At 72.3% G+C, this 23,709-nt stretch carries 15 protein-coding genes and 1 tRNA gene; 3 read left to right on the top strand and 13 right to left on the bottom strand.

What is annotated here, in order from left to right; all coding sequences use genetic code 11:
* Positions 1 to 172: 172 nt before the first annotated feature.
* Entirely contained in the window at positions 173 to 1,855 is a 1,683-nt protein-coding gene (locus CP984_RS17535) for an ABC transporter ATP-binding protein (protein WP_158182429.1), read from the top strand.
* A complete protein-coding gene (locus CP984_RS17540; RefSeq protein ID WP_086026238.1) occupies positions 1,830 to 4,361 on the top strand; it encodes a penicillin acylase family protein in 2,532 nt (843 codons plus the stop codon). The genes CP984_RS17535 and CP984_RS17540 overlap by 26 nt, the downstream gene beginning before the upstream one ends.
* A 67-nt stretch (positions 4,362 to 4,428) precedes the next feature.
* Here the strand turns inward: CP984_RS17540 and CP984_RS17545 are convergent.
* The 6 genes from CP984_RS17545 to topA form a co-directional block, all read right to left on the bottom strand.
* Positions 4,429 to 4,505 (bottom strand) — tRNA-Thr (locus tag CP984_RS17545).
* A 60-nt stretch (positions 4,506 to 4,565) separates the two neighbouring features.
* A complete protein-coding gene (locus tag CP984_RS17550) occupies positions 4,566 to 6,167 on the bottom strand; it encodes an alpha/beta hydrolase (protein ID WP_004571863.1) in 1,602 nt (533 codons plus the stop codon).
* Between the two features lie 344 nt (positions 6,168 to 6,511).
* Entirely contained in the window at positions 6,512 to 7,741 is a 1,230-nt protein-coding gene (locus CP984_RS17555) for a DNA polymerase III subunit delta' (RefSeq protein WP_004571864.1), read from the bottom strand.
* A 275-nt stretch (positions 7,742 to 8,016) separates the two neighbouring features.
* Positions 8,017 to 11,244 carry a dTMP kinase gene (gene tmk, locus CP984_RS17560; RefSeq protein ID WP_004571865.1) on the bottom strand — a complete coding sequence of 1,076 codons (3,228 nt, stop codon included), beginning with the start codon at positions 11,242 to 11,244 and terminating at the stop codon, positions 8,017 to 8,019.
* 121 nt (positions 11,245 to 11,365) lie between these two features.
* Positions 11,366 to 11,590: a hypothetical protein gene (locus CP984_RS17565; RefSeq protein WP_004571866.1), complete on the bottom strand. Its 225-nt coding sequence runs from the start codon at positions 11,588 to 11,590 to the stop codon at positions 11,366 to 11,368.
* Positions 11,591 to 11,640: 50 nt separating this feature from the next.
* Positions 11,641 to 14,499, bottom strand: a complete 2,859-nt coding sequence (gene topA, locus CP984_RS17570) for a type I DNA topoisomerase (RefSeq protein ID WP_004571867.1) — start codon at positions 14,497 to 14,499, stop codon at positions 11,641 to 11,643.
* 529 nt (positions 14,500 to 15,028) lie between these two features.
* Between topA and CP984_RS17575 the strand changes: the two genes are divergently transcribed.
* Complete coding sequence (locus CP984_RS17575) at positions 15,029 to 15,463, top strand: DUF2752 domain-containing protein (RefSeq protein WP_004571868.1); 435 nt, start codon at positions 15,029 to 15,031, stop codon at positions 15,461 to 15,463.
* 119 nt (positions 15,464 to 15,582) lie between these two features.
* Here the strand turns inward: CP984_RS17575 and CP984_RS17580 are convergent, their stop codons facing one another.
* From CP984_RS17580 to bldG, 7 genes are all read right to left on the bottom strand, one after another.
* Positions 15,583 to 15,984 (bottom strand): hypothetical protein, encoded by a 402-nt coding sequence (locus tag CP984_RS17580; RefSeq protein ID WP_030183753.1) that lies wholly within the window; start codon positions 15,982 to 15,984, stop codon positions 15,583 to 15,585.
* Between the two features lie 228 nt (positions 15,985 to 16,212).
* Positions 16,213 to 16,404 carry a hypothetical protein gene (locus tag CP984_RS17585; RefSeq protein ID WP_004571870.1) on the bottom strand — a complete coding sequence of 64 codons (192 nt, stop codon included), beginning with the start codon at positions 16,402 to 16,404 and terminating at the stop codon, positions 16,213 to 16,215.
* A 122-nt stretch (positions 16,405 to 16,526) separates the two neighbouring features.
* Entirely contained in the window at positions 16,527 to 18,071 is a 1,545-nt protein-coding gene (locus CP984_RS17590) for a DUF7059 domain-containing protein (protein ID WP_004571871.1), read from the bottom strand.
* Between the two features lie 552 nt (positions 18,072 to 18,623).
* Positions 18,624 to 19,205: a hypothetical protein gene (locus CP984_RS17595; protein WP_004571872.1), complete on the bottom strand. Its 582-nt coding sequence runs from the start codon at positions 19,203 to 19,205 to the stop codon at positions 18,624 to 18,626.
* Positions 19,206 to 19,409: 204 nt separating this feature from the next.
* A complete protein-coding gene (locus CP984_RS17600) occupies positions 19,410 to 21,806 on the bottom strand; it encodes a sodium-translocating pyrophosphatase (protein WP_004571873.1) in 2,397 nt (798 codons plus the stop codon).
* A 958-nt stretch (positions 21,807 to 22,764) separates the two neighbouring features.
* A complete protein-coding gene (locus tag CP984_RS17610) occupies positions 22,765 to 23,238 on the bottom strand; it encodes an ATP-binding protein (protein ID WP_004571874.1) in 474 nt (157 codons plus the stop codon).
* Between the two features lie 108 nt (positions 23,239 to 23,346).
* Positions 23,347 to 23,688 carry an anti-sigma factor antagonist BldG gene (bldG, locus tag CP984_RS17615; protein ID WP_004571875.1) on the bottom strand — a complete coding sequence of 114 codons (342 nt, stop codon included), beginning with the start codon at positions 23,686 to 23,688 and terminating at the stop codon, positions 23,347 to 23,349.
* Positions 23,689 to 23,709 lie beyond the last annotated feature (21 nt).

Raw genomic sequence — 23,709 nt, forward strand, 5'->3', positions numbered from 1 at the left:
ACACGCTGAACGCAGCCGGATAACTGCGATGACAGCCCGATGAATGCGCGCCTTCGCCGAATTGAACGGCTGAATATGACGCGGTGTCCCGCCGGCAGGCGCACCGGAACGGCAGGAGTAAGTCGTGGGCAGGTCGGCCGAAGATCGATCGAGATCGTCGCTACGGGTGCTGGTGAGCCTCCTCAGACCGTTCCGCTGGGTGCTGGTGGGCGTCTTCCTCCTGCAACTCGCGGCACACGGAACCGCGTTGATCCAGCCACTGGTCGCCAGCAGCGTCGTCGAAGGCGTCCGGGAGAACGGCGGGCTGTGGGGCCCGGTGACCGCCCTAGCGGTGATCGCCGTGGTCGGCATGGCGCTCAACTACGTGGGCGTGTACGTCCATGGGCGCGTCGGCCAGCGCTTCGTACTGCGCGTACGCAACGACCTCGCCCGGCGGATCTTCGGGGCGCGCGTCCCGGAGGTCGAGGGCGCGTCGACCGGCGACGTGCTCTCCCGCGTCGGCGCCGACACCACGCTCCTCCAGCAGACCATCATCCGCAGCACGATCGAACTGCTCATCGTCCCGTTCACCATCGTGATCACGGTGGTGCTGATGCTGCTCATCGACCCGCTGCTGGCCGTCCTCGTGATCGTCATGCTCACCGTGGCCACCGTGGTGGAGAGTTGGGCGTTCCAGCGGGTCACCGTGCAGTCCGAGCACGCGCAGAACTACCTCGGCGCGATGACCGGCGTCCTCCAGCGCGTCCTGCTGGCCTTCCGTACGGTCAAGGCGTCCCGTACCGAGAAGGCCGAGGCCGCCGCCTTCGGCAAGGAGGCCGAGGGCTCCTACCGCGCCGGGGTCAAGGCCGCGCGCACGGAGGCCGTCGCCGAGACCGCCGCGCTCGGCTCGGTCGAGGTGACCTTCCTGCTGGTCCTCGGCATCGGCGCGATCCGGGTCAGCTCCGGCGCACTGTCCATGGGCGACCTCGTGGCCATCCTGCTCTACGTCGTCTACATCCAGGAGCCCATCGGCTCGCTGGTCGCCTCGGCCGGCCGCCTCTCCGAGGGCCTGGCCGCCGCACGCCGGGTGGACGAACTCCTCCAACTCCCGCCGGAGGCCACCGCCCCGCACGCCGCCACCCCGGCCGACGGGCGCCCGGCACCCGGACTGCGCCTCGACGGCGTCACGTTCGGCTACCCGAACCGCGAGGTACTGCGCGGCGTCACCATCGACGCGCCGGTGGGCATCACCGTGCTGGTGGGACCGTCCGGCACCGGCAAGACCACCGTCCTCAGCCTGATCGAGCGGTTCGTCGAACCCAGCGGCGGTCGGGTCCTGCTCAACGGCACCGACATCCGCGAACTCGACCTCGCGGAGCTGCGCGGCCGGGTCTCCTACGTCCAGCAGGAGGCGCCGCTGCTCGGCGCGACCGTCCGCGACGCCGCCTCGTACGGGGTGGACGACGTGGACCCCGTACGACTGGAGAAGATCCTCGACTCGGTGGGCCTGATGGAGTGGGTTCGCAGCCTGCCCGACGGCCTGGACACCGAGGTCGGCGAGCGCGGCGTGCACATCTCCGGCGGGCAGCGGCAGCGGCTGGCGGTCGTGCGGGCCCTGCTGCGCGACAGCGAGGTGCTGCTGCTCGACGAGGCGACCTCGCAGCTGGACCCGCACAACGAGCGCACCCTGCTGGACTCGCTGGCCGTGCACGCCAAGGACAAGATCGTCATCGCGGTGACCCACCGGATGCCGATCGCCCTCCAGGCCACCCAAGTGATCATGATGGAGGACGGCCGGGTCCACGCGGCCGGCCACCACACCGCGCTTCTGGAGACCGAGGACAAGTACCGTGCCCTTATCGCGGCTTCGACGTGAGGCGGGGGCGCGGGGCGCCCGGGACCGGGAGGCGTCGCGTACGGCGGTGCCGTCCCGCGCCCGCGGGACCGGGCCCCGTAGGCCCGGCAGGTTACCGGCCGCGGCCCTCGCCGCCGTCCTCACCCTCGCCCTCGCCCTCACCGGCTCCGTCCCCCCGGGGACGGAGCGGCGGCCCGGCACCGCGGCGGACATCCGCTACACCGAATACGGCGTGCCGCACATCATCTCCGACACCTACCGAGGCGTCGGCTACGGCTACGGATACGCCCAGGCCAAGGACAACCTCTGCGTCCTCGCCTCGGTCTACCTGACCGTCGGCGCCCAGCGCTCTCGCTACCTGGAGCCGCAGGCCGCGCCCCGGCAGGGCCCCGCCGACCCGACCTTCGCCACCGCCCGCACCAACCTCGACAGCGACCTCTACTACCAGCAGGTCAACGACTCCCGCATCGTCGAACGGGCCCTGCGGTCGCCGACCGGCCCCCGCGCCGAAGTACGCGAGATCGTCCGCGGCTACGTGGCCGGCTACAACCGCTATCTGCGCGACACCGGAGGCGCCGCCCGCATCTCCGACCCCGTCTGCCGGGGCGCGGCCTGGGTACGTCCCATCTCCGAACTCGACTTCTACCGGCACTACCACGCGCTGGCGACCGTCAGCGGCCAGGGCACGATGATCAGCGGCATCGCCGCCGCCCACCCCAATTCCCCCGCTACATCCGCCAGTCGGACTTCGGGGCCGCCCCCGACGCCGCACCCCCCACTCGGCAGCAACGCCATCGCCCTCGGCTCGGCGGGCTCGGCCAACGGCCGGGGCCTGCTGCTGGCCAACCCGCACTACCCCTGGCAGGGCGCCGAGCGCTTCTGGCAGGTCCAGCTGACCGTACGCGGCAAGATGAACGTCTCCGGAGGCAGCCTGCTGGGCGTACCGCTGGTACAGATCGGCCACACCGCGGACGCCGCCTGGAGCCATACGGTCTCCACGGCCACCACGTACGGCCTCTACCGCCTGCGCCTCCAGCCCGGATCGCCGACGACGTACCTGGTCGACGGCCGCCCGGAACGCATGAAAAGCCGGCAGGTCACCGTCCGCGTCGCCCACCCCGACGGCAGCACCTCCCAGGTCCGGCGCACCCTGTGGACCACCCGCTACGGCCCGGTCACCCTGGGGACCGACCAGAAACCCCTCCCCTGGGACACCACCACGGCCTACGCGGTACGCGACGCCAACACCGGCAACCTGCGCGGCCTGAACACCTGGTTCGACCTGGACCACGCCCGCAGTACCCAAGCCGTGTCCAAGGCGCTGGCGGGCAACCTGGGCCTCCCCTGGGTCAACACCGTCGCCACGGACCGGCACGGCACAGCCCTCTTCGCCGGCTACCAGTCCGTCCCGCACATCACCGACGACCTGGCCACACGCTGCGCCATCGACCACGACGCCTTCCGGGACACCGGCCTCGCCACCCTGGACGGCGCACGCTCCTCCTGCGCCTGGGGCAAGGACCCCGACGCCCCTCTCCCCGGCCTCCTCGGTGCCTCCCGCCTCCCCCACCTCCAGCGCACCGACTACGTGGCCAACTCCAACGACAGCGCCTGGCTGACCAACCCCGCCACCCCGCTGACCTCGTACCCGCGCATCGTCGGCCCCATCGGCACCGAACGCACCCCCCGCACCCGCATGGGCATCACCGCCATTCAGGAAGCGCTCCACACCAAGGGCCGCATCTCCCCCGAAACCCTGCAATCCCTCCTCACCAGCAACCGAAGCCTGACCGCCGAACTCACCACCCCGGCCCTGGCCGACCTCTGCGCCTCCCTCCCGGACGGCAAGGCCCCCACCTCGGACGGCGACACCGTCCCGGTAGGAACGGCCTGCGAGGTACTCGCCTCCTGGGACAAACACTTCACCGCCGAAAGCCCCGGCTCCCTCCTCTTCGCCACCCTCTGGACCCGCATCACCCTGACCGCCGACGAAGACATCCTCTGGAAAACCCCCTTCGACCCGAACCACCCGGTCTCGACTCCCCACACCCTCAACACAGCAGCCCCCGAGGTCCGCACCGCCCTGGGCGACACGATCCGCGAGCTACAGGCGGCAGGCTCCCCCCTGAACGCCCCCATAGGCACCCGCCAATACATCCCCAAGCCCACCCCACAAACCCAAGCCCCCACCCTCTCCCCCGCCCCCTCCCCTTCCCCCGCGCGCGTCCCCGCCCCCGGCGCCGACGAGCCGCTGGGCGTCCTGAACCTGATCGTCACCGACCCGGCCCCCTCCGGCGACCACCCCATAGTCCACGGCTCCAGCTTCATCCAACTCGTCTCCTTCAACCCCACCCCCTGCCCCACCACCCACTCCCTCCTCACGTACTCCCAGTCCACGGACCGGACATCCCCGCATCACGCGGATCAGGCGGAGTTGCTGGGGAAGGGGGAACTGCCCCGGGAGAGGTTTTGTGAGGGGGAGATCGAGGGGGTGGAGGGGGGGCGGGTGGTGAGGGTGGGGGAGTGAAGTGTTGGGCGGCCACGCCGGGCATGAGAAAACCCCAGGTCAGTAGCTACTGACCTGGGGCTTTCGGTGGAGCCGCCTAAGGGAATCGAACCCTTGACCTACGCATTACGAGTGCGTCGCTCTGGCCGACTGAGCTAAGGCGGCGTGGTGCGGAGCCCAGTCTACACATCGGATGGGGGTGGTCCGAACCGGGTTTCGGTGGGGTCAGGTGCAGGTCTTGTCGGGGGGTGGGGGTGTGGATTCGAGGAGGTAGGTGTTGATGGCGGTGTCGATGCAGTCGCTGCCGCGGCCGTAGGCGGTGTGGCCGTCGCCGTCGTAGGTGAGGAGGGTGGCGGAGGAGAGCTGGGCGGCGAGGGAGCGGGCCCAGGGGTAGGGGGTGGCGGGGTCGCGGGTGGTGCCGACGACGAGGATGGGGGCGGCGCCGCGGGCGGTGATGCGGTGTGCGGCGCCGGTGGGCTTGACCGGCCAGTACGCGCAGTTCAGGGCGGCCCAGGCGAAGCTTTCGCCGAAGACCGGGGATGCCTTGCGGAAGGCGGGCAGGGCGGCGCGTACCTCGTCGGGGCTGGAGAAGGCGCCGGGGAGGTCGAGGCAGTTCACGGCGGGGTTGGCGAACATCTGGTTGGCGTAGGTGCCGTCCGGGTCGCGTTCGTAGTACGAGTCGGAGAGGGCGAGCAGGCCGCGGCCGTCGCCCTTCTGGGCCTCGGCGAGGTATTCGCGCAGGACGGGCCAGGCGCCCTCGTCGTACATGGCCGCTGTCACACCGCTGGTGGCGAGGGACTCGGTGAGGGTACGGGGGCCGCCGGTGGGCGCGGGGTGGGCGTCGAGCTTCTTGAAGAGGGCGCTCAGGCGGCGGCCCGCTTCTTCGGGGCCGCCGGTGCCGAGGGGACAGTCACGCTGTTTGGCGCAGTCCTTGGCGAAGGCCGTGAAGGCGGTGTTGAAGCCGGCGGTCTGGTCGCGGTTCATCGTGCGGGCGGGCAGCGCGGGGTCCATGGCGCCGTCGAGGACGAGGCGGCCGACGCGGGAGGGGAAGAGGCCGGCGTACGTGGCGCCGAGGAAGGTGCCGTAGGAGGCGCCCACGTAGGTGAGCTTTTCGTCGCCGAGGACGGCGCGCAGGATGTCCATGTCGCGGGCGGACTCGGCGGTCGAGACGTGGCCCAGGCGGGCGCCGGAGCGGCGCAGGCAGCCCTGGGCGAAGGTACGGAAGGCAGAGGTGAGGCGGTCGGCCTCGGCGGCGTCGTCGGGGGTCTGGTCGACGCGGGTGAAGTCGTCCATCTGGGCATTGGACAGGCAGGTGACCGGTTCGCTGCGGGCCACGCCGCGGGGGTCCATGGCCACCATGTCGTAACGGGCCCGCACGGCTTCGGGCTGGGGCGCGTACTGCTGGAGGTAGTCGATCGCCGAGCCGCCGGGGCCGCCCGGATTGACCATGAGGGAGCCGAGGCGGTCGCCCGGTCCGGTGGCCTTCTTGCGGGAGACGGCCAGTTTCAGGTCGGTGGCGGCGCTGGGGTGCTCGTAGTCGAGGGGCGCCTTCATCGTCGTGCACTCGAAGCCGACGACCCCGCACTCGCGCCAGGTGAGTTTCTGGTCGTAGTACGGGCGGAGGGCGGCGGGGACGGCGGTGGGGAGGGGCTTGAGGGTGCTGGTCGCCGGGGCGGGCGCGGTGCCGGCGGACGCCGTACCGCCGCTCGCCGGGTTCCGGGAGGCGGCGGCGCCGGACGACGGGCTGCCGGACGAGCAGCCGGAGATGAGCAGGGCGGTGGCCGTCAGGACGGTACCGGCGGTGCGGAGCAGGCGGCTGGTGGCCATGGGAGGTCCCTCGGTCCCTGGAGCGTCGGCAGCGGCAACGTGAGAGTGGTGGGGGTAGGAGCTAGGGGTGGGTAGGGGCAGTGGCTGCATGCCGGTGGTGTCTGTGGTGGCGGTGGCATGGCTGCGACTACGACTACGGACTGCTGGTATGGGACGGAGCGTATCCGTGCCGGGGCAGAGCGTGGGGACCGCTGCGCTCGTACGGGTGAGAGGGACAGGGGGCAGGGGGAGGCGCGGCTGCTCCTGGCGGTGGCCGGGCGGCTCTCACCCTCACGGCCGTCGCGCTCCCTCTCCGTGCGGCCGTCTCTCTCCCCTCCGTACGGCCGCCCCCTACGGAAGCCCCCTCACCCCTTCCGCAACGCCGCCGTCATCGCCTCCACCGCCAGCAGCGGGGCCACGTTGCGGTCCAGGGCCTGGCGGCAGGCGATGACGGCTTCTATCCGGCGCAGGGTGCGTTCGGGGGTGGAGGAGGAGGCGATACGGCGGATGCTGTCGCGGACCTCTTCGTTGGCGAGGGGGACCGTGGAGTTGAGCTGGACGGCGAGGACGTCGCGGTAGAAGCCGGTGAGGTCGGTCAGGGCGAGGTCGAGGCTGTCGCGCTGGGTGCGGGTGGAGCGGCGCTTCTGCTTGTCCTGGAGCTCCTTCATGGCGCCCGCGGTGCCGCGCGGCAGGCGGCCGCCCGTGCCGGCGGCGGCGCCGAGCGCGGCGCGCAGTTCCTCCGTCTCCTTGGCGTCCACCTCCTCGGCGACCTGCTTGGCGTCTTCCGTCGCGGCGTCGATCAGCTCCTGGGCGCCCTTGAGGCAGCCGCCGATGTCGTCCACGCGCAGGGGGAGTTTGAGGACCGCGTTGCGCCGGGCGCGGGCCCGTTCGTCGGTGGCCAGGCGGCGGGCCCGGTCGATGTGGCCCTGGGTGGCCCGCGCGGCGGCAGCGGCGGCCTCCGGCTCGATGCCGTCCCGGCGGACCAGGACGTCGGCGACGGCGGCGACCGGCGGCGTACACAGGGTCACGTGCCGGCAGCGGGAGCGGATGGTGGGCAGCACGTCCTCGATGGAGGGGGCGCACAGCAGCCAGACCGTACGGGGAGCGGGCTCCTCGACGGCCTTGAGGAGGACGTTGCCCGCGCCCTCGGTGAGGCGGTCGGCGTCCTCCAGGACGATCACCTGCCAGCGGCCGCCCGACGGGGACATGGAGGAGCGGCGGACCAGGTCGCGGGTCTCCTTCACACCGATCGAGAGCAGGTCCGTACGGACGACCTCCACGTCGGCGTGGGTGCCCACCAGGCTCGTGTGGCAGCCCTCGCAGAAGCCGCAGCCGGGGGCGCCGCCGAGGGCACGGTCCGGGCTGACGCACTGGAGGGCGGCGGCGAAGGCGCGCGCCGCGGTGGCGCGGCCGGCGCCGGGCGGGCCGGTGAACAGCCAGGCGTGCGTCATCTTGGACGTACCGGACTGGGCTATCGGGTCGGTGCCGTCCACGGCCGCACCCTCGGCCGTGACCAGCGCGTCCGCGTCGCGTGCGGCCGCTGCGAGCTGCTCGATCAGGCGTTCCTGCCCGACCACGTCGTCCCACACCGCCATGTCGCTGCCCGCCGTTCCTGTCCTGTCCGTACTGGCTGTACCGGCCCTGCCGGCCGTACCGCCCGTGCCGTCACCTTGCGCCCCGCGCTGGTTCCATTGTGGGGGCTCCCACTGACAGTCCGGACGTCTGTGCAGGCTCCCACCGACTGCCCGGACGTCCCGGGCAACGGGCCGGGCCCCGGCAGCCGCGTTGCTTCGCTGCTGCCGGGGCCCGGCCCGTTCACCTCATCCGTCGGCGCTCCGGTCGTTCCCGGCGCCCCGCCGGTACGCGGGCGTCAGTCCCGACGCCCCCGCCGGCCATGGCCCCGCTGCTCGTCCTCGTCCTCGCGCGGGCCGAGGAGTTCGTCGGCCAGCGTCGGCAGGTCGTCCAGCGGGGTCTCCTCCGCCCACGCCGGGCGGCGGCGCGGCGCGGGCTCCACCGGCTCTCCGGTGGCCGGGTCGATCTGCGGCAGTTCGCGCGTACGCTCCACGCCGGACGTCCCGGAGTCGCCGCGCGCGTCCGTACGGTCGCGGCGGTCCGTACGGCCGCCCTCCTCCTTGCGGAACATCCATTCCGGTACGCGGTCCGCCGGGTCGTCCCCGCGCCGCGCCTGTTCGCGCTCCTGCCAGCTGTCGCGGGCCTCGGGCCGTACGGGCGGCAGCACCGCGGTCTCGTCGGAGGCCCCCGGCACGTCCCGGTGCTGCGGCAGCACCGCGGTCTCCTCGGCATCCGAGGACGCGGACGAGGGCTGGGACCGGGCTTGGGACTGGGCCTGGGACGACGTACGGGTCTGCCGCTCCAGCCCCGCCATCGGCGTCTCCGTAGTCGGCGCCTCCGCGGCCTCCGCCGCCCGTGCGGCCTCTTCCTCGGCCCTGCGCGCGGCCTCGGCCTCTTCCTTGGCGCGCGCTTCCGCCTCGGCCTTGGCCTTGGCCTCCGCCTCAGCCGCCGCCTCAAGCCGGGCCTGCTCCGCGCGGAGCAGCGCCTCCTCGGCCTTGCGCTGCTTCTCCAGGCGGCGTTCCTCGGCCTCCTTGCGCAGCCGCGTCTCCTCCTCGGCGCGCTTGCGCAGCCGCTCCTGCTCCTCCTGCCGCGCGCGCTCCTCGGCCTCCCGCCGACGGCGCTCCTCCTCGGCGGCCTTACGGGCCTCTTCGGCGCGCTGGCGCGCCTCCTCCGCCTGGCGGGCGGCCTCGCGGGCCTTGGCCTCCTCGATCTCGCGGCGCTTGCGCTCTTCCTCCTCGGCGCGCAGCTTGGCGAGCTGTTCCTGCCGTTCGCGCTCCTTGCGCTCCTCCTCGGCCTTGCGCGCGGCCTCTTCCTCGGCCTTGCGCCGGGCTTCCTCCTCGGCCGCCTTGCGGGCCTCCTCCTGGGCCTTGATCTCGGCCTCGGACATCGGCAGGACCTGATCGAGGCGGTGCCGTACGACGGTGGTGACGGCCTCGGGCTCCTGACCCGCGTCGACGACCAGGTAGCGCGCCGGGTCGGCGGCGGCCAGGGTCAGGAAGCCGGACCGTACCCGCTGGTGGAATTCGGCGGGCTCGGACTCCATCCGGTCCGGGGCCTCGGTGAAGCGCTCGCGGGCGGTCTCCGGGGAGACGTCGAGGAGCACGGTCAGGTGCGGTACGAGGCCGTCGGTGGCCCAGCGGGAGATGCGGGCGATCTCGGTGGGGGCGAGGTTGCGGCCCGCGCCCTGGTAGGCGACGGAGGAGTCGATGTACCGGTCGGTGATGACGACGGCGCCGCGCTCCAGCGCCGGGCGGATCACGCTGTTGACGTGCTCGGCGCGGTCGGCGGCGAACATCAGCGCCTCCGCGCGGTCCGACAGGCCCGAGGTGGACACGTCGAGGATGATGGACCGCAGGCGCTTGCCGATGGCGGTGGCGCCCGGCTCGCGGGTCACCACGACCTCGTGGCCCTTGCCGCGGATCCACTCCGCCAGCGCCTGGACCTGCGTCGACTTGCCGGCCCCGTCGCCGCCCTCCAGGGCGATGAAGAAGCCGGTGGGGGCCGGTGCCTGGTCCGGGTCGCCGCCGCGCAGCGCCTCGCGCAGGTCGCGCCCGAGAGGGACGCCCGAGCGGTCGTCCACCTTGCCGAGCACCCACGCGGCGACCGGCAGCAGCAGCGCGCCGACCAGCATCAGCGTGAAGGCCGCGCCGCCGTGCGAGAAGACGTTCCGGTCGCCCGCGAGGTGGTGCGGGCCGATGGCCCCGGCCAGCAGCGGGGCGACGATGACGGCCAGCGCGACGACGAGCCGCACGACCGCGTGCAGATGCTCGGTCGTACGGGCGGTACGGGCCTCCTCGGTCTCCTGGTCGAGCAGGGTGTGCCCGGTGCTGGCCGCGATACCGGCCGCCACTCCGGCCAGCAGCATCAGCAGGACGACCGTCGTGGTGTCCGGGACCAGCCCGGCCGCCAGCAGCGCCAGGCCCGTGACGGCCACCGCGAGGGCCAGCAGGCGGCGCCGGGACAGCGCGGGCAGCACCTTGTGCGCGCCGCGGATGCCCGCGACCGGTCCGGCGCTCAGGCCGAGCACCAGCAGCCCGAAGGCGGCCGGGCCGCCGCCGAGGTCACCGGCGTGCAGGACCGCCACCGAGACGGCCGCGGCGATCGCGCCGGCCACCGCCGCGCAGGCCAGCACCAGCAGCGGTACGGCGCCCGTACGGCCCCGGTCGGCGCCCGTTTCGGTCTTCGGGCGGCGCAGGCCCTCCAGGGGCGAGCGGGGGCGCGGGGTCTGCGTACCGGGAAGTTCGAGGAAGTACTGGATCGAGATGGACGCGGCGAAGAGGCCGGAGGCCACGTACGAGGCGAGCGCGGCCTGGTGGTCGGCGAACCAGTCGATGCCGTTGGCCAGCAGCCTGGTGACGAGCGTGACGACGATCAGTCCGGCGGCGGCCAGCGGGAGGGACACGAAAGCGGTACGCAGCGACAGGCGGCGCAGCGCGTCCAGGTTGTCCGGCAGCGGGCGGACGGCCGTGCCCTCGGCGGGAGGCGCGGGCAGCAGTCCGGGCGCCGCGCTTTCCCGGGCGACGGTCCAGAACCGCTCGGCCACGCCGGTGACGAAGACCGTCACCAGCAGCCAGATCAGCGCACTGCCGGGGGTCCAGTCGATCCACAGCGGGGCCACGACCAGCAACGCCAGCCGCAGCCCGTCCGCGCCGATCATGGTCCAGCGCCGGTCCAGCGGGCCGGACGGCGCGGTCAGCGCGGACAGCGGGCCCAGCAGCACCGCCCCGGAGAGCAGGGTGGCCAGCATCCGGGCCGCGAAGACGGCGGCGACGGCCAGGGCCGCGCCCCGATAGCCGCCGCCGAAGGCCGCCTGGCCGCCGGAGGGGACGTACAGCGCCGCTTGCAGCGAGAGCAGTACGAGCACCAGCAGGGCAAGGGCATCGCCGATCGCCCCGACGAACTGTGCGCTCCAGAGCCGCTTCAGTGGGGGGAAGCGGAGCAGGGCTCGCACGGCGCGCTCGCGGGAGTCCGCGACGAGGGCGCCGGATGTGGGGGTCACGACCGTAGGGAGCTCGGCACGCGTCATTCCGCCAGCCTATCGGCCGGATATGACAGGTCCAGCTTCCACCCGAACACACGGACGGGTGGGTTCGGGGCACTCCCGGCGGATCTCCGTGGCGGACCGGGGGAGGACCACCGCGAACGCCCTAGTCATCGAGCAGCACGTCGTCGAAGACCTCGACCGCCATGACGACGATCAGGCCGCGTGCGACGACGTACTCGATGAGAAGGCCCGGCGCCACCTGGGCCTTGCGGTTGTCCTCATGCGTGCCGATGTGGGCCGTGAGCTCGTGGTACGGGTCGAGCGCGAGCTTGGCCAGCCCGCGTTCGAGCAGGTCACGCCGCTCGCGCGGGAGGGCGTCCGCCGTCACCTTCGCCTCGACGGTGAAGGTGACGCGGTACGCCGTCGTGCTCCCCCCCCTCAGCTCTCCACGCTCTCGGCCGCCTTCTTCGCGGCCGCCGCCGTGGTCTTCTTGGCGGCGGTCGTCTTCTTCGCCGTCGTGGTCTTCTTCGCGGTCGTCGTCTTCTTGGCGGCCGTCTTCTTCGCCGGGGCCTTCTTGGCGGCGGTCTTCTTGGCCGTCGTCTTCTTGGCCGGGGCCTTCTTGGCGGTCTTCTTGGCCGGGCCCTTGGCCCGCTTTTCGGCCAGCAGCTCGTACCCGCGCTCGGGCGTGATCGTCTCGACGTCGTCGTCCCGGCGCAGGGTCGCGTTGGTCTCGCCGTCCGTCACGTACGGGCCGAAGCGGCCGTCCTTGACGACCACCGGGCGCTCGCTGACCGGGTCGGTGCCCAGCTCCTTGAGCGGCGGCTTGGCGGCGGCCCGGCCGCGCTGCTTGGGCTGCGCGTAGATGGCGAGGGCCTGCTCCAGGGTGATGTCGAAGATCTGGTCCTCGCTCTCCAGGGAGCGCGAGTCCGTGCCCTTCTTCAGGTACGGGCCGTAACGGCCGTTCTGCGCGGTGATCTCGACGCCCTCGGGGTCCTTGCCGACCACCCGCGGCAGCGACATCAGCTTGAGCGCGTCGGCGAGGGTGACGGTGTCCAGGGACATCGACTTGAAGAGCGAGGCGGTGCGCGGCTTGACCGCGTTCTTGCCGGTCTTCGGGGTGCCCTCGGGCAGGATCTCGGTGACGTACGGGCCGTAGCGGCCGTCCTTGGCGACGATCTGGTTGCCGCTCTCCGGGTCCTTGCCCAGCTCGAAGTCGCCGCTGGGCTTGGCGAGCAGCTCCTCGGCGTACTCCACCGTCAGCTCGTCGGGCGCCAGGTCGTCCGGCACGTCGGCGCGCTGGTGGCCCTCGGCGTCCTTCTCACCGCGCTCCACGTACGGGCCGTAGCGGCCCACGCGCAGCACGATGCCGTCGCCGACGGGGAAGGAGGACACCTCGCGGGCGTCGATCGCGCCGAGGTCGGTGACCAGTTCCTTCAGGCCGCCGAGGTGGTCGCCGTCGCCGTTGCCGGCCTCGGAGGCGGCGCCGGCCGCCTCGCCCTCGCCGAAGTAGAAGCGGCGCAGCCACGGCACGGCCTGGGCCTCGCCGCGGGCGATGCGGTCGAGGTCGTCCTCCATCTTGGCGGTGAAGTCGTAGTCGACGAGCCGCCCGAAGTGCTTCTCCAGGAGGTTGACCACGGCGAAGCTCAGGAAGGACGGCACCAGGGCGGTGCCCTTCTTGAAGACGTAGCCGCGGTCCAGGATCGTGCCGATGATCGACGCGTAGGTCGACGGGCGGCCGATCTCGCGCTCTTCCAGCTCCTTGACCAGCGTCGCTTCGGTGTAGCGGGCCGGGGGCTTGGTGGCGTGGCCGTCGGCGGTGATCTCCTCGGCGCTGAGCCGGTCGCCCTCGGCGACCTGCGGCAGCCGCCGCTCGCGGTCGTCCAGCTCGGCGTTCGGGTCGTCGGCGCCTTCCACGTACGCCTTGAGGAAGCCGTGGAAGGTGATGGTCTTGCCGGAGGCGCTGAACTCGGCGTCGCGGCCGTCGCTCGCCCGGCCGCCGATCTTGACGGTGACGGAGTTGCCGGTCGCGTCCTTCATCTGGGAGGCGACGGTGCGCTTCCAGATCAGCTCGTACAGCCGGAACTGGTCGCCGGTCAGACCGGTCTCCGCCGGGGTGCGGAAACGATCGCCCGAAGGCCGGATCGCCTCGTGCGCCTCCTGCGCGTTCTTGACCTTGCCGGCGTACGAGCGCGGCTTGTCCGGCAGGTAGGAGGCACCGTACAGCTGCGTGACCTGCGCACGGGCCGCGGAGATCGCGGTGTCCGAGAGCGTCGTGGAGTCCGTACGCATATAGGTGATGAAGCCGTTCTCGTACAGCTTCTGCGCCACCTGCATGGTGGCCTTGGCGCCGAAGCCCAGCTTGCGGCTGGCCTCCTGCTGGAGCGTGGTCGTACGGAACGGGGCGTACGGGGAGCGCCGGTACGGCTTGGACTCGACCGACCGGACCGCGAACTCGGTGTTCTCCAGGGCGGCGGCCAGCGCGCGGGCGTTGGCCTCGTCGAGGTGGAGCACGTCGGCGTTCTTCAGCTGACCGTTGGGGCCGAAGTCGCGGCCCTGGGCGACGCGGCGGCCGTCGACCGTGGACAGGCGGGCGGCCAGGGTCGCGGGGTCGCTCGGGTCACCGGCGCGGCCCGTGGAGAAGGTGCCGGTCAGGTCCCAGTACTCGGCGGAGCGGAAGGCGATGCGCTCGCGCTCCCGCTCGACGACGAGGCGGGTGGCCACCGACTGCACACGGCCGGCCGACAGCCGCGGCATGACCTTCTTCCACAGGACCGGCGAGACCTCGTAGCCGTAGAGGCGGTCGAGGATGCGGCGGGTCTCCTGGGCGTCGACCAGCTTCTGGTTCAGCTCGCGCGGGTTGGCGACGGCGGCCCGGATCGCGTCCTTGGTGATCTCGTGGAAGACCATCCGGTGAACCGGGACCTTGGGCTTGAGGATCTCCTGGAGGTGCCAGGCGATGGCCTCGCCCTCGCGGTCCTCATCGGTGGCGAGGAAGAGTTCGTCGGACTCGGCCAGCAGCTCCTTGAGCTTCTTGACCTGGTCCTTCTTGTCGCTGTTGACGACGTAGATCGGCTGGAAGTCGGCGTCGACGTTCACGCCGAGGCGGGCCCAGGGCTCGCCCTTGTACTTCGCCGGGACCTCCGCCGCGCCGTTCGGGAGGTCGCGGATGTGCCCGACGCTGGCCTCGACCACGTAGCCGGGGCCGAGGTAGCCCTTGATCGTCTTCGCCTTGGCAGGCGACTCGACGATGACGAGTCGGCGGCCGCCGCCCTGTGCGGTCTCGCTGGTCGGGGACAACTTCGCTCTTCTCTCCGGTCGACGCTGGGGGTAACCCCCCGGGCCGGAGCTCTGGGGGACACTGCGGTGACGCTTGACGCTGCGGAGTGTGACGGTACATCCCGCCCTCGTGTCAAACGGAAAAACCCCGCAACGCCACTCGAACGGTAACCCGACTACATGCCTTCATGCCGCCCGGACCGGACACGCGCCCCGTGCCGGGCCCGGCACGGCCGCCGTACGGAGCGAAGCGGCGCAGGCCGGGCGGGGGGTCCTGGCGGCCGGGCGGCGCTGGCAGGATGGACGGTGGCCGTATCCGTTCTCATCAAGCGTTCCCGGGGGTGCTCGCAACGATGCCGAAGCAGTACGCGGAGCCGTCGCGCGGGCGGCCCGGCGCAGGTCACCGCCGCCGGGCCGGGCGGGTCCCGAAGCGGGCGGAGGGCGAGGGGCGCGATCAAGCCATGCGAGTTGCGGGGCTATCGCCCGAGCCGGTCATGTTTGTCCTGGATCAGGGCGACTACGCCAGGTCGCCGATCCGGTGAGCACCCCGATGAGCGCACCCGGCGGACCTCCCGCGAACGGCGCCCCCTCCCCTGCCGCCATCCGGAAGGCGACGCTTCGCCGCGCGGCCGTCGCCTTCGGCGTCGGGGCTCTCGGCGCGGCGTATCTCTGGCACACCAATCCGCATGAACCGGGGCATCTCCTGCTCCCGTGCCCGTTCCGCTGGGCGACCGGATTGCTGTGCCCGGCGTGCGGCGGGACCCGCATGGCGTACGACCTGATGCACGGCGACCTCGTGGGGGCCTTCCACGACAACGCCGTCCTGCTGACGCTGGGCGTGCCGGCCGCCGCGTACGTGATCGGCCGGTGGCTGTACGCGGGGCTGCGCGGGCACCGCTTCCGGGCCCGTCTCGGGGCGCGCGGCAACGTCGTCGTCCTGGGGATCGCCGCGGTCTGGATGCTCGTGCGCAATCTCACGGGCTGAACGCAGGCCGCCGGGCGCTGCCGCGGGGAAGCGGCGCGCCCGGCGTACCGTGCGTATCGATCTAAGTCGGTGCCTCTTGGGGCCGTACCTTTGGCAGCCGTACCTCTTGGGGCCGTGCCTCAGCGCACCGTGACGCTGACCACCGGCGAGACGACGCCGCCACCGGCGATGCGCAGCTGGTTGACGCCCTTGATGCCCAGCTTCACACGGACCGAGTAGGCGCCGGTCTTGCCGGTGTTCACGCTCGCGGGCAGCGAGACCCACTTGGCGCCCTGCTTCTGCTGGACGGTGACCTTGGTGCCCGCCTTCAGGCCCGTGGAGGTACCGGAGATACGGAACTCCTGCCACGCCTTGACCGAGCCGGTGCTCGCCTTGGCGGTGAGCGTGGCCTGCTGCGGGGCCTTGGCGGCGACGGCGTGGGCGGTCGGTGCCGCAGGGGCGGCCGAGGCGGCGGCCGCGGTCCCGGCGACGAGAGCGGCGCTGAGAACACCTGCGGCGGCGAGGCGGTATGCACGGTTCATGTCGTGTTCCTCCCAGTTGGGCCGGTTGATGGCCTTCACTCAGGAACACGGGTGGATGGCCGTGTCGGTTGCCTCACACGTGGATAAGCTTTTCTTAAGCGACAGAAGTGAACACCGGTGTTCGATATGGCAGTTGATCGCGCAACGAAAAGATCGCCGCCGGACGGCAGCGTCGGCGCCGGCGACCCGGGCGGGCCGTGGTGCCAGAGCGGCAGCAGCGGCCCGTCGCTACAGCAGCAGCCAGCACCCCGTCACCAGGAAGAGCGTCCCGAAGAGCAGCGTCAGCGCCGCCCCGGTCGACCGGCTGACCCCGTCGGCGACGCGCTCCCCGGACCGTACGCACACGCCCGTCCACACCAGCAGGCCGGCGCCGAACAGCGCGAAGGCCACACCGGCGAACGCCTCGGGTCCACTCTCCATGCGGGCAGCGTGGCACCTCCGGACGGCCCACCGGCGAACAGCGGGTGAACGCCGCCGCCCGCCCGCCGCGAAGCCTCCCGACCACTCCCCTCGCGCCACCCCCGTCCCGCTCCCGCTCGCCGTCAGCCCTGTCCGACCGGCTCCAGGAAGCCCTGTTCGACCAGCATCCGGATGGCCTCGGGGGTGCGGTCGCGGAGCAACACCGGGTCCTCGCCCATCAGTTGCGCGATCGCGTCCAGGATGCGACCGGCGGGCAGCGAGCCGTCGCACACCCCGGCGAAGCCCGCGCCGACCGTGTCCACCTTCGTGGCGCGCCGCATGCCGCGGTTCTGCCGGAGGACGACATGCTCCGGGTCCTCCGCGCCGGGCAGCCCGACCTGCTCCTGCACGACCTCGGGAGCGAGCCGGAAGTGCGCGGCCAGCAGCGCCGCGTCGTCCGTCTCGCGCAGGTAGTCCTGGCGGGCGAAATGGTCGACGACCGCGGCGCCCAGCGGCTGCTCGACCGGGTGCGGCCACTCCTCGACGGTGATCGAGGGGGCCTCGGCGCCGGACTTGCGCAGGGTGATCCACCCGAAGCCGACGGCCTTGGTCTTACGGGCCTCGAACTCCTCCAGCCAGGCGTCGTAGCGCGCGGCGTACTCCTCGGGGCTCGTGCGGTGGTCGCCGGCGTCCCGCAGCCACAGCTCGGCGTACTGCGTGACGTCCTGGACCTCGCGCTGCACGATCCACGCGTCGCAGCCGCGCGGCACCCAGGAGCGCAGCCGGTCGCGCCAGTCCTCGCCCTCGACGTGCTGCCAGTTGGCGAGGAGCTGGCAGTAACCGCCGTCGTTCAGGTGGGCCGCCGCCTGCTGGACCAGGGTGCGGCACAGGTCGTCGCCGCCCATGCCGCCGTCGCGGTAGGTCAGCCGGGCGCCCGGCGAGATCACGAAGGGCGGGTTGGAAACAATCAGGTCGTACGTCTCTTCCCCCACCGGCTCGAACAGCGAGCCCTCGCGCAGGTCCGCCTCGGGCGCCCCGGACAGGGCCAGTGTGAGGCGGGCGATCCGCAGGGCGCGCGGGTTCAGGTCCGTGGCCGTGACCTGGGTGGCGTACGCGGAGGCGTGCAGCGCCTGGATGCCGGAGCCGGTGCCGAGGTCGAGGGCCTTGGCGACCGGGGTGCGGACCGTGATGCCGGCGAGGGTGGTGGACGCGCCGCCGACGCCGAGAACCAGCTGCGCGCGGTCCACGCCCGCGGCCTCCTCGGCGGCCCGGATGCCGCCCGCGCCGCCGACCGCGCACCCCAGGTCGGAGACGATCCACCAGTCCTGGCCGTCGGGACCGCCGTACGGGCGTACGTCCACGCTCGCGCGGACCTCGTCGCCGTCGCGCACCAGCCAGCCGTCGGCGAGGCAGTCCTCGACCGGCAGCGCGGCGGCCGCGCGGTCGTACGGCACCGGGCGCTGGAGCAGGAACAGGCGCACCAGGGTGGCCGGTGCGTCCGTGCCGCGGGTGGCGCGGAGCGCCGGGACGGTCTCGCTGCGGGCCAGCGCGGCGTAGGCGGGGGCGCCGAGCAGTTCCAGGAGGCCGTCGGCGGTGAACCCGGCGGCCCGCAGCGCGTCGCGCAGCCGGGCCGTGCGGGCGGCGGAATCGGGGTCTCGAAGGTCAGCGGTGGGGAGGTGCGTACTCACGCCCCCATTGTCGGGGCAACCACTGACAAACGGCCACGGCCCCGCCGTACCGCGACCGCCCGGCCACGCCCGACGGCGTGTCGGACGCGGCCCCGCCGTACCTGACGGCGCGTCGGCCGGGTCCGGGGTGCGGTGGCGGCGTCCGGTCGTACCTGAACGGTGTGCCGCCGGGCCCGGCGCCCGGGATCCGCGCTCCGTCCGTACCTGAGGGCGTGTCGCCGCATCCGGCGCCCGGGGGCCGCTCCGTCCGTACCTGACGGCGCGTCGCCGCACCAGGCGCCCGGGGGCCACGGTCCGCCCGCACCCGATGGTGTGCCGCCCGGCCCGGCGCGCGGCGGCGATGCGCCCGTACCCGAGGTGGCGTACCGCCGCACCCGGCGCGCAGGGGCGACGCCCCGACAGCCCCTGACGACGTGTCGGCCGCGTCCGGGGCGCGGTGGCGGCGGTCCGCCCATACTCGGCGGCGTATCGCCGGGCCCGGCGCGCAGTGGCGGCGCTCCGCCCGTACCCAACGGCGTGTCGCCGCGCCCCGCGCGCGGTGGCCGGCGCGGCCTACTTCTTCGGCGAGACCGAGCCGGCGCCCTCCGTGGCCTTCTGGTTCTGGCAGCCGGGCTGCCCGGCCATCGCCTTGCCGACGTCCCCGGACTCCAGCTTCTTGAACGCCTGTTCGCTCTTCTTGTTGAGCTTGTTGATGCCGTCCGACAGCGACCGCAGGCCGTCCGCGAACTTGCCCTTGTCGCCCGTGTCCAGCCCGTCGACCTGCTTCTTGAGATCGCCGTAGCCCTTGGACAGGTCGTTGAGCTCCTTGACCGCGTTCTTCTGCGACTCCTCGCCGCCGTCGGCGGGCGGCGCGCCCGCCTGGCTCAGCGACTTGGCCAGTGCCGCGTAGGCGTCGGAGATCTGCTGGAACGCCTTGGAGTCGGCCTCCTGCACCTTCTTGGAGTCGGTGCCGCCGCTGTCGGCCGTCTGCATGGCCGTGTTGGCGTCCTGGATCTTCTTGAACTGGGCCTGGGCGGGGTCGCAGAACTTCTTGGCCCAGTCGTCGAGCTTTTTGTCGCCGTCGTCGCTGCAGCCGGTCAGCGCGAGCATCAGTGCCGCGCCGCCGGACAGCACGGCCACAAGCTTCTTCTTCACCGGATTGGTCCCTTCCATGGCTCTCGGCCCCGGAACATACACGTCCGAAGGCCCCCGCCCCCGAGCCGGTCGGGCCGTACCACCCGCATTGCAGCCATTTGCACCAAGGCCGGGGCCGCGGCCGGGCACACGGCAGGGCGGGCGGACGGCGTACTCAAGGCACGCCGTCCGCCCGCCCGTTGAGCGGCGCGGACGCCGGTTTTGTCAGGAGACCACCGCGGGGTCGGCGGTCTGCGCCACCTTCCCCGAGCTGTTGTCTTCGTCACCCACCGCGATGCCGCGGCGCTTGGAGAGGTACACCGCGCCGACGATGATCGTGACGGCCAGCACGGCGACCACGATCCGTACGCCGACGTTCTTGTCCGCGCCGTAGCTGAACTTCACCACGGCCGGCGCGATCAGCAGCGCCACCAGGTTCATGACCTTCAGCAGCGGGTTGATCGCGGGGCCCGCGGTGTCCTTGAACGGGTCGCCGACCGTGTCGCCGATGACGGTCGCGGCGTGCGCCTCGCTGCCCTTGCCGCCGTGGTGGCCGTCCTCGACCAGCTTCTTCGCGTTGTCCCAGGCGCCGCCGGAGTTGGCGAGGAAGACCGCCATCAGGGTGCCGGTGCCGATCGCGCCGGCGAGGAACGAGCCGAGCGCGCCGACGCCGAGCGAGAAACCGACGGCCATCGGGGTGAGCACCGCCAGCAGGCCGGGCGTGGCCAGCTCGCGCAGCGCGTCCTTGGTGCAGATGTCCACGACACGCCCGTACTCGGGCTGCTCCGTGTAGTCCATGATCCCGGGCTTCTCGCGGAACTGTCGCCGCACCTCGAAGACGACCGAGCCCGCCGACCGGGACACCGCGTTGATCGCCAGCCCCGAGAAGAGGAAGACGACCGAGGCGCCCAGCACCAGGCCCACCAGGTTGTTCGGCTGCGAGATGTCCAGGCTCAGGCCCATGCCCTGCGCGGCGTCGCCGACCTCCCGGACGGCCTTGGCGATCGCGTCGCGGTACGAGCCGAACAGCGCCGCCGCGGCCAGCACCGCGGTGGCGATGGCGATGCCCTTGGTGATGGCCTTGGTGGTGTTGCCGACGGCGTCGAGGTCGGTGAGGACCTGCGCGCCGTCGCCGGTGACGTCGCCGGACATCTCGGCGATGCCCTGGGCGTTGTCGGAGACCGGGCCGAAGGTGTCCATCGCGACGATGACGCCGACGGTGGTCAGCAGGCCGGTGCCGGCCAGCGCCACCGCGAACAGCGCCAGCATGATCGAGGCACCGCCCAGCAGGAACGCGCCGTACACGGCCAGGCCGATCAGCACCGCGGAGTAGACCGCGGACTCCAGACCGACCGAGATCCCGGAGAGCACCACCGTCGCCGGGCCGGTCAGTGAGGTCTTGCCGATGTCCCGTACGGGCCGCCGGCTGGTCTCCGTGAAGTAGCCGGTGAGCTGCTGGATGAGCGCGGCCAGCACGATGCCGATGGCGACCGCCACCAGCGCCAGCATCCGCGGATCGCCGCTGCGGCCCAGGATCGCGGGGTCCGAGACGCCGGACAGGTCCGCGTAGGAGGACGGCAGGTACGTGAAGACCGCGATCGCCACGAGGACCAGCGAGATCGCCGCGGAGATGAAGAAGCCGCGGTTGATGGCGGTCATGCCGCTGCGGTCGGAGCGCCGGGGCGCCACCACGAAGATGCCGACCATCGCGGTGAGCACGCCGATGGCCGGGACCAGCAGCGGGAAGGCCAGGCCCGAGTCGCCGAAGGCGGCCATGCCCAGGATGAGGGCGGCGACCAGCGTCACGGCGTACGACTCGAAGAGGTCGGCGGCCATGCCCGCGCAGTCGCCCACGTTGTCGCCGACGTTGTCCGCGATGGTGGCGGCGTTGCGCGGGTCGTCCTCGGGGATGCCCTGCTCGACCTTGCCGACGAGGTCGGCGCCGACGTCCGCGGCCTTGGTGAAGATGCCGCCACCGACGCGCATGAACATGGCGATCAGCGCGGCGCCGAGGCCGAAGCCCTCCAGGACCTTGGGCGCGTCGACCGCGTAGACGAGCACCACACAGGACGCGCCCAGCAGGCCGAGCCCCACGGTGAACATGCCGACGACGCCACCCGTACGGAAAGCGATCTTCATGGCCTTGTGCGCGACGGCGGTGAGATCCTTTTTCGCCTCGCCCTCGCCCGGCGTGGCTTCCCGGGCCGCGGCGGCGACCCGCACATTGCTGCGGACCGCCAGCCACATCCCGATATAGCCGGTGGCGGCCGAGAAACCGGCGCCGATCAAGAAGAAGACGCTGCGCCCGGCGCGCTGCGTCCAGTTGTCCGCGGGGAGCAGCATGAGCAGGAAGAACACCACCACGGCGAAAACGCCGAGGGTGCGCAACTGCCGCGCGAGATAGGCATTCGCGCCTTCCTGCACGGCGGCGGCGATCTTCTTCATGCTGTCGGTGCCCTCACCGGCGGCGAGCACTTGCCGCACCAGTACCGCCGCGACGGCCAGTGCCGCGAGCGCCACGACGGCGATCACCAGCACGATGCCGCGGTTGCCCGACGTCAGCGATGGCTCGGCCAGGTAAGAGGGATGTTCCAGCAACTGAGGGGTGTAAGGCCCCGCCATTCGTCCTCCTTGACGTTTGGCACATGGGCGCGCGGATGCACGCTCAGGCGAACTGAGCAAAGGTGTGGACGGATTGTAGGTAGCGGCACGAGATCAAAACAGGGCGCCTCAAAGGGAATTCGCCGGTCGCGGCCGAGATCGTTCGAAGAACGGGCGGAGATCGGACAGAGATCAGGCGAAGAAGCGGCGAAGATCGAAAATCCGGTGGCCGCTGACGCGTTTGCCGCAATTCGCCTGGACGAATGAATGCGAATAATTCGCTGACAAGTGAATGATGATCTCAGGGTCTTACCTAACGCCCCTGCTCACGGCAGCAGCGGACCGGCGCGGGAGGGGGTGCGGACGGATCCGGCGCGGACCGCGGCCGGACGGCGCGCACCGGGCGGCTCGGGGGCGTGCACGGGCGTACGTATGGGCCCGGCCGTCCGGCGGGGTGGCGGCGGTACGGCGGACGGGCCTGGCGGCGGTGCGCGTGCGGCGGGCGCCGGACGCGGGCCGGGCACCCTCGTACCGCCACGGAAGTACGCACTCCGGTAGGGGCCGCGCGGGTCCCGGGCGGCGGCGGACCGTACGCCCGGTACGGCCGGGTGGGGAGGCGGAGGCGGCCGGAGCGCGGGACCTGTGGGTCCGTGGAGTCCGCGGGGCTCCCTGGGTACGGGTGTGCGGATGTGGCCTGAAGAGAGGGGTGCGCGGGGTGGGGCCGGCCGCGCCGTGGAGAGCGCGTTTCGACCAGGTCCGGGCCCGCCACGACAAGCGCCACGAAAGAGGTGGGGGGCGTAGAGACGAATGGGGGGCGCGGGGGCGCGTTCAGGGGTACGGGAGGCGTACGGGGTGGTCGCGTACGAGGGGTGCCGGAAAGCCGTCGGCGCTGTACCCGGAAGGCCGTCGGCGCCGTACGAGGTCAGCTCTGTGGTGCGGCTCTACGGGAGCAGCCGTGTCCGCCGGAGCCCCGCACGCCCTACGGCAGCACCGGTGCCGGCGTGGTCGGCCAGCTCATGCGGATGACGCCGCCGGTCTCGCCCGAGGTCACCTCGACGTCGTCGACCAGCCCGCTGATGACCGCGAGGCCCATCTCGTCGTCGCCCTCCGCCCCGTCGCCGTTGTCCAGGGAGTGCCCGCCGGGCAGCGGCTCACCGTCGGCGCCGCGGACGCCGGGCACCGCACCGGCACCGGCCGGGCTGCCCGGGACCTCGTCGCCCACCTCGATGGAGAACTTCTTCTCGTCCTCGACCAGGGCGACCCGTACCGGCGCCGCGATGTTGTTGGTGCGGTGCAGTCCCACCGCACGGGTGCACGCCTCACCGACGGCGAGCCGAACCTCGTCCAGCACGGCCTCGTCCACGCCGGCCCGCCTCGCCACGGCAGCCGCGACCAGTCGCGCGGTGCGGACGTGCTCGGGAAGGGCGCTGAAGCGGAGTTCGACGGTGGCCATGCCATCCCCCTCGGTATGCGGGCGTGCAACGCAGGGGGCCGGACCGCCAAGCCCGGTTCCCCCCACTGCTTCCGACCCCGCGCCCTCGGCGCGGGGTCCGGCGAGCCGTCAGTCGGTGGCCGCGACGGCTTCGTCGACCGAGGTGTGGATCGGGAACACCTTGGTCAGTCCGGTGATACGGAAGATCTTCAAAATGCGCTCCTGGTTGCAGACCAGGCGCAGCGAGCCCTCGTGGGCCCGCACCCGCTTCAGCCCACCGACCAGCACACCGAGCCCCGTGGAGTCCAGAAAGTCGACACGCTCCATGTCGACCACGAGGTGGTAGCTTCCGTCGTTCACGAGCTCGACCAGCTGCTCACGCAGCTTGGGCGCGGTGTATACATCAATCTCGCCACCGACCTCGACGACCGTACGGTCGCCAACGGTCCGGGTCGACAGGGACAGGTCCACGGATCCTCCAGCACCTTGCTA

Origin of the sequence: Streptomyces rimosus, from assembly GCF_008704655.1 — a bacterium.
GTDB lineage: Bacteria > Actinomycetota > Actinomycetes > Streptomycetales > Streptomycetaceae > Streptomyces > Streptomyces rimosus.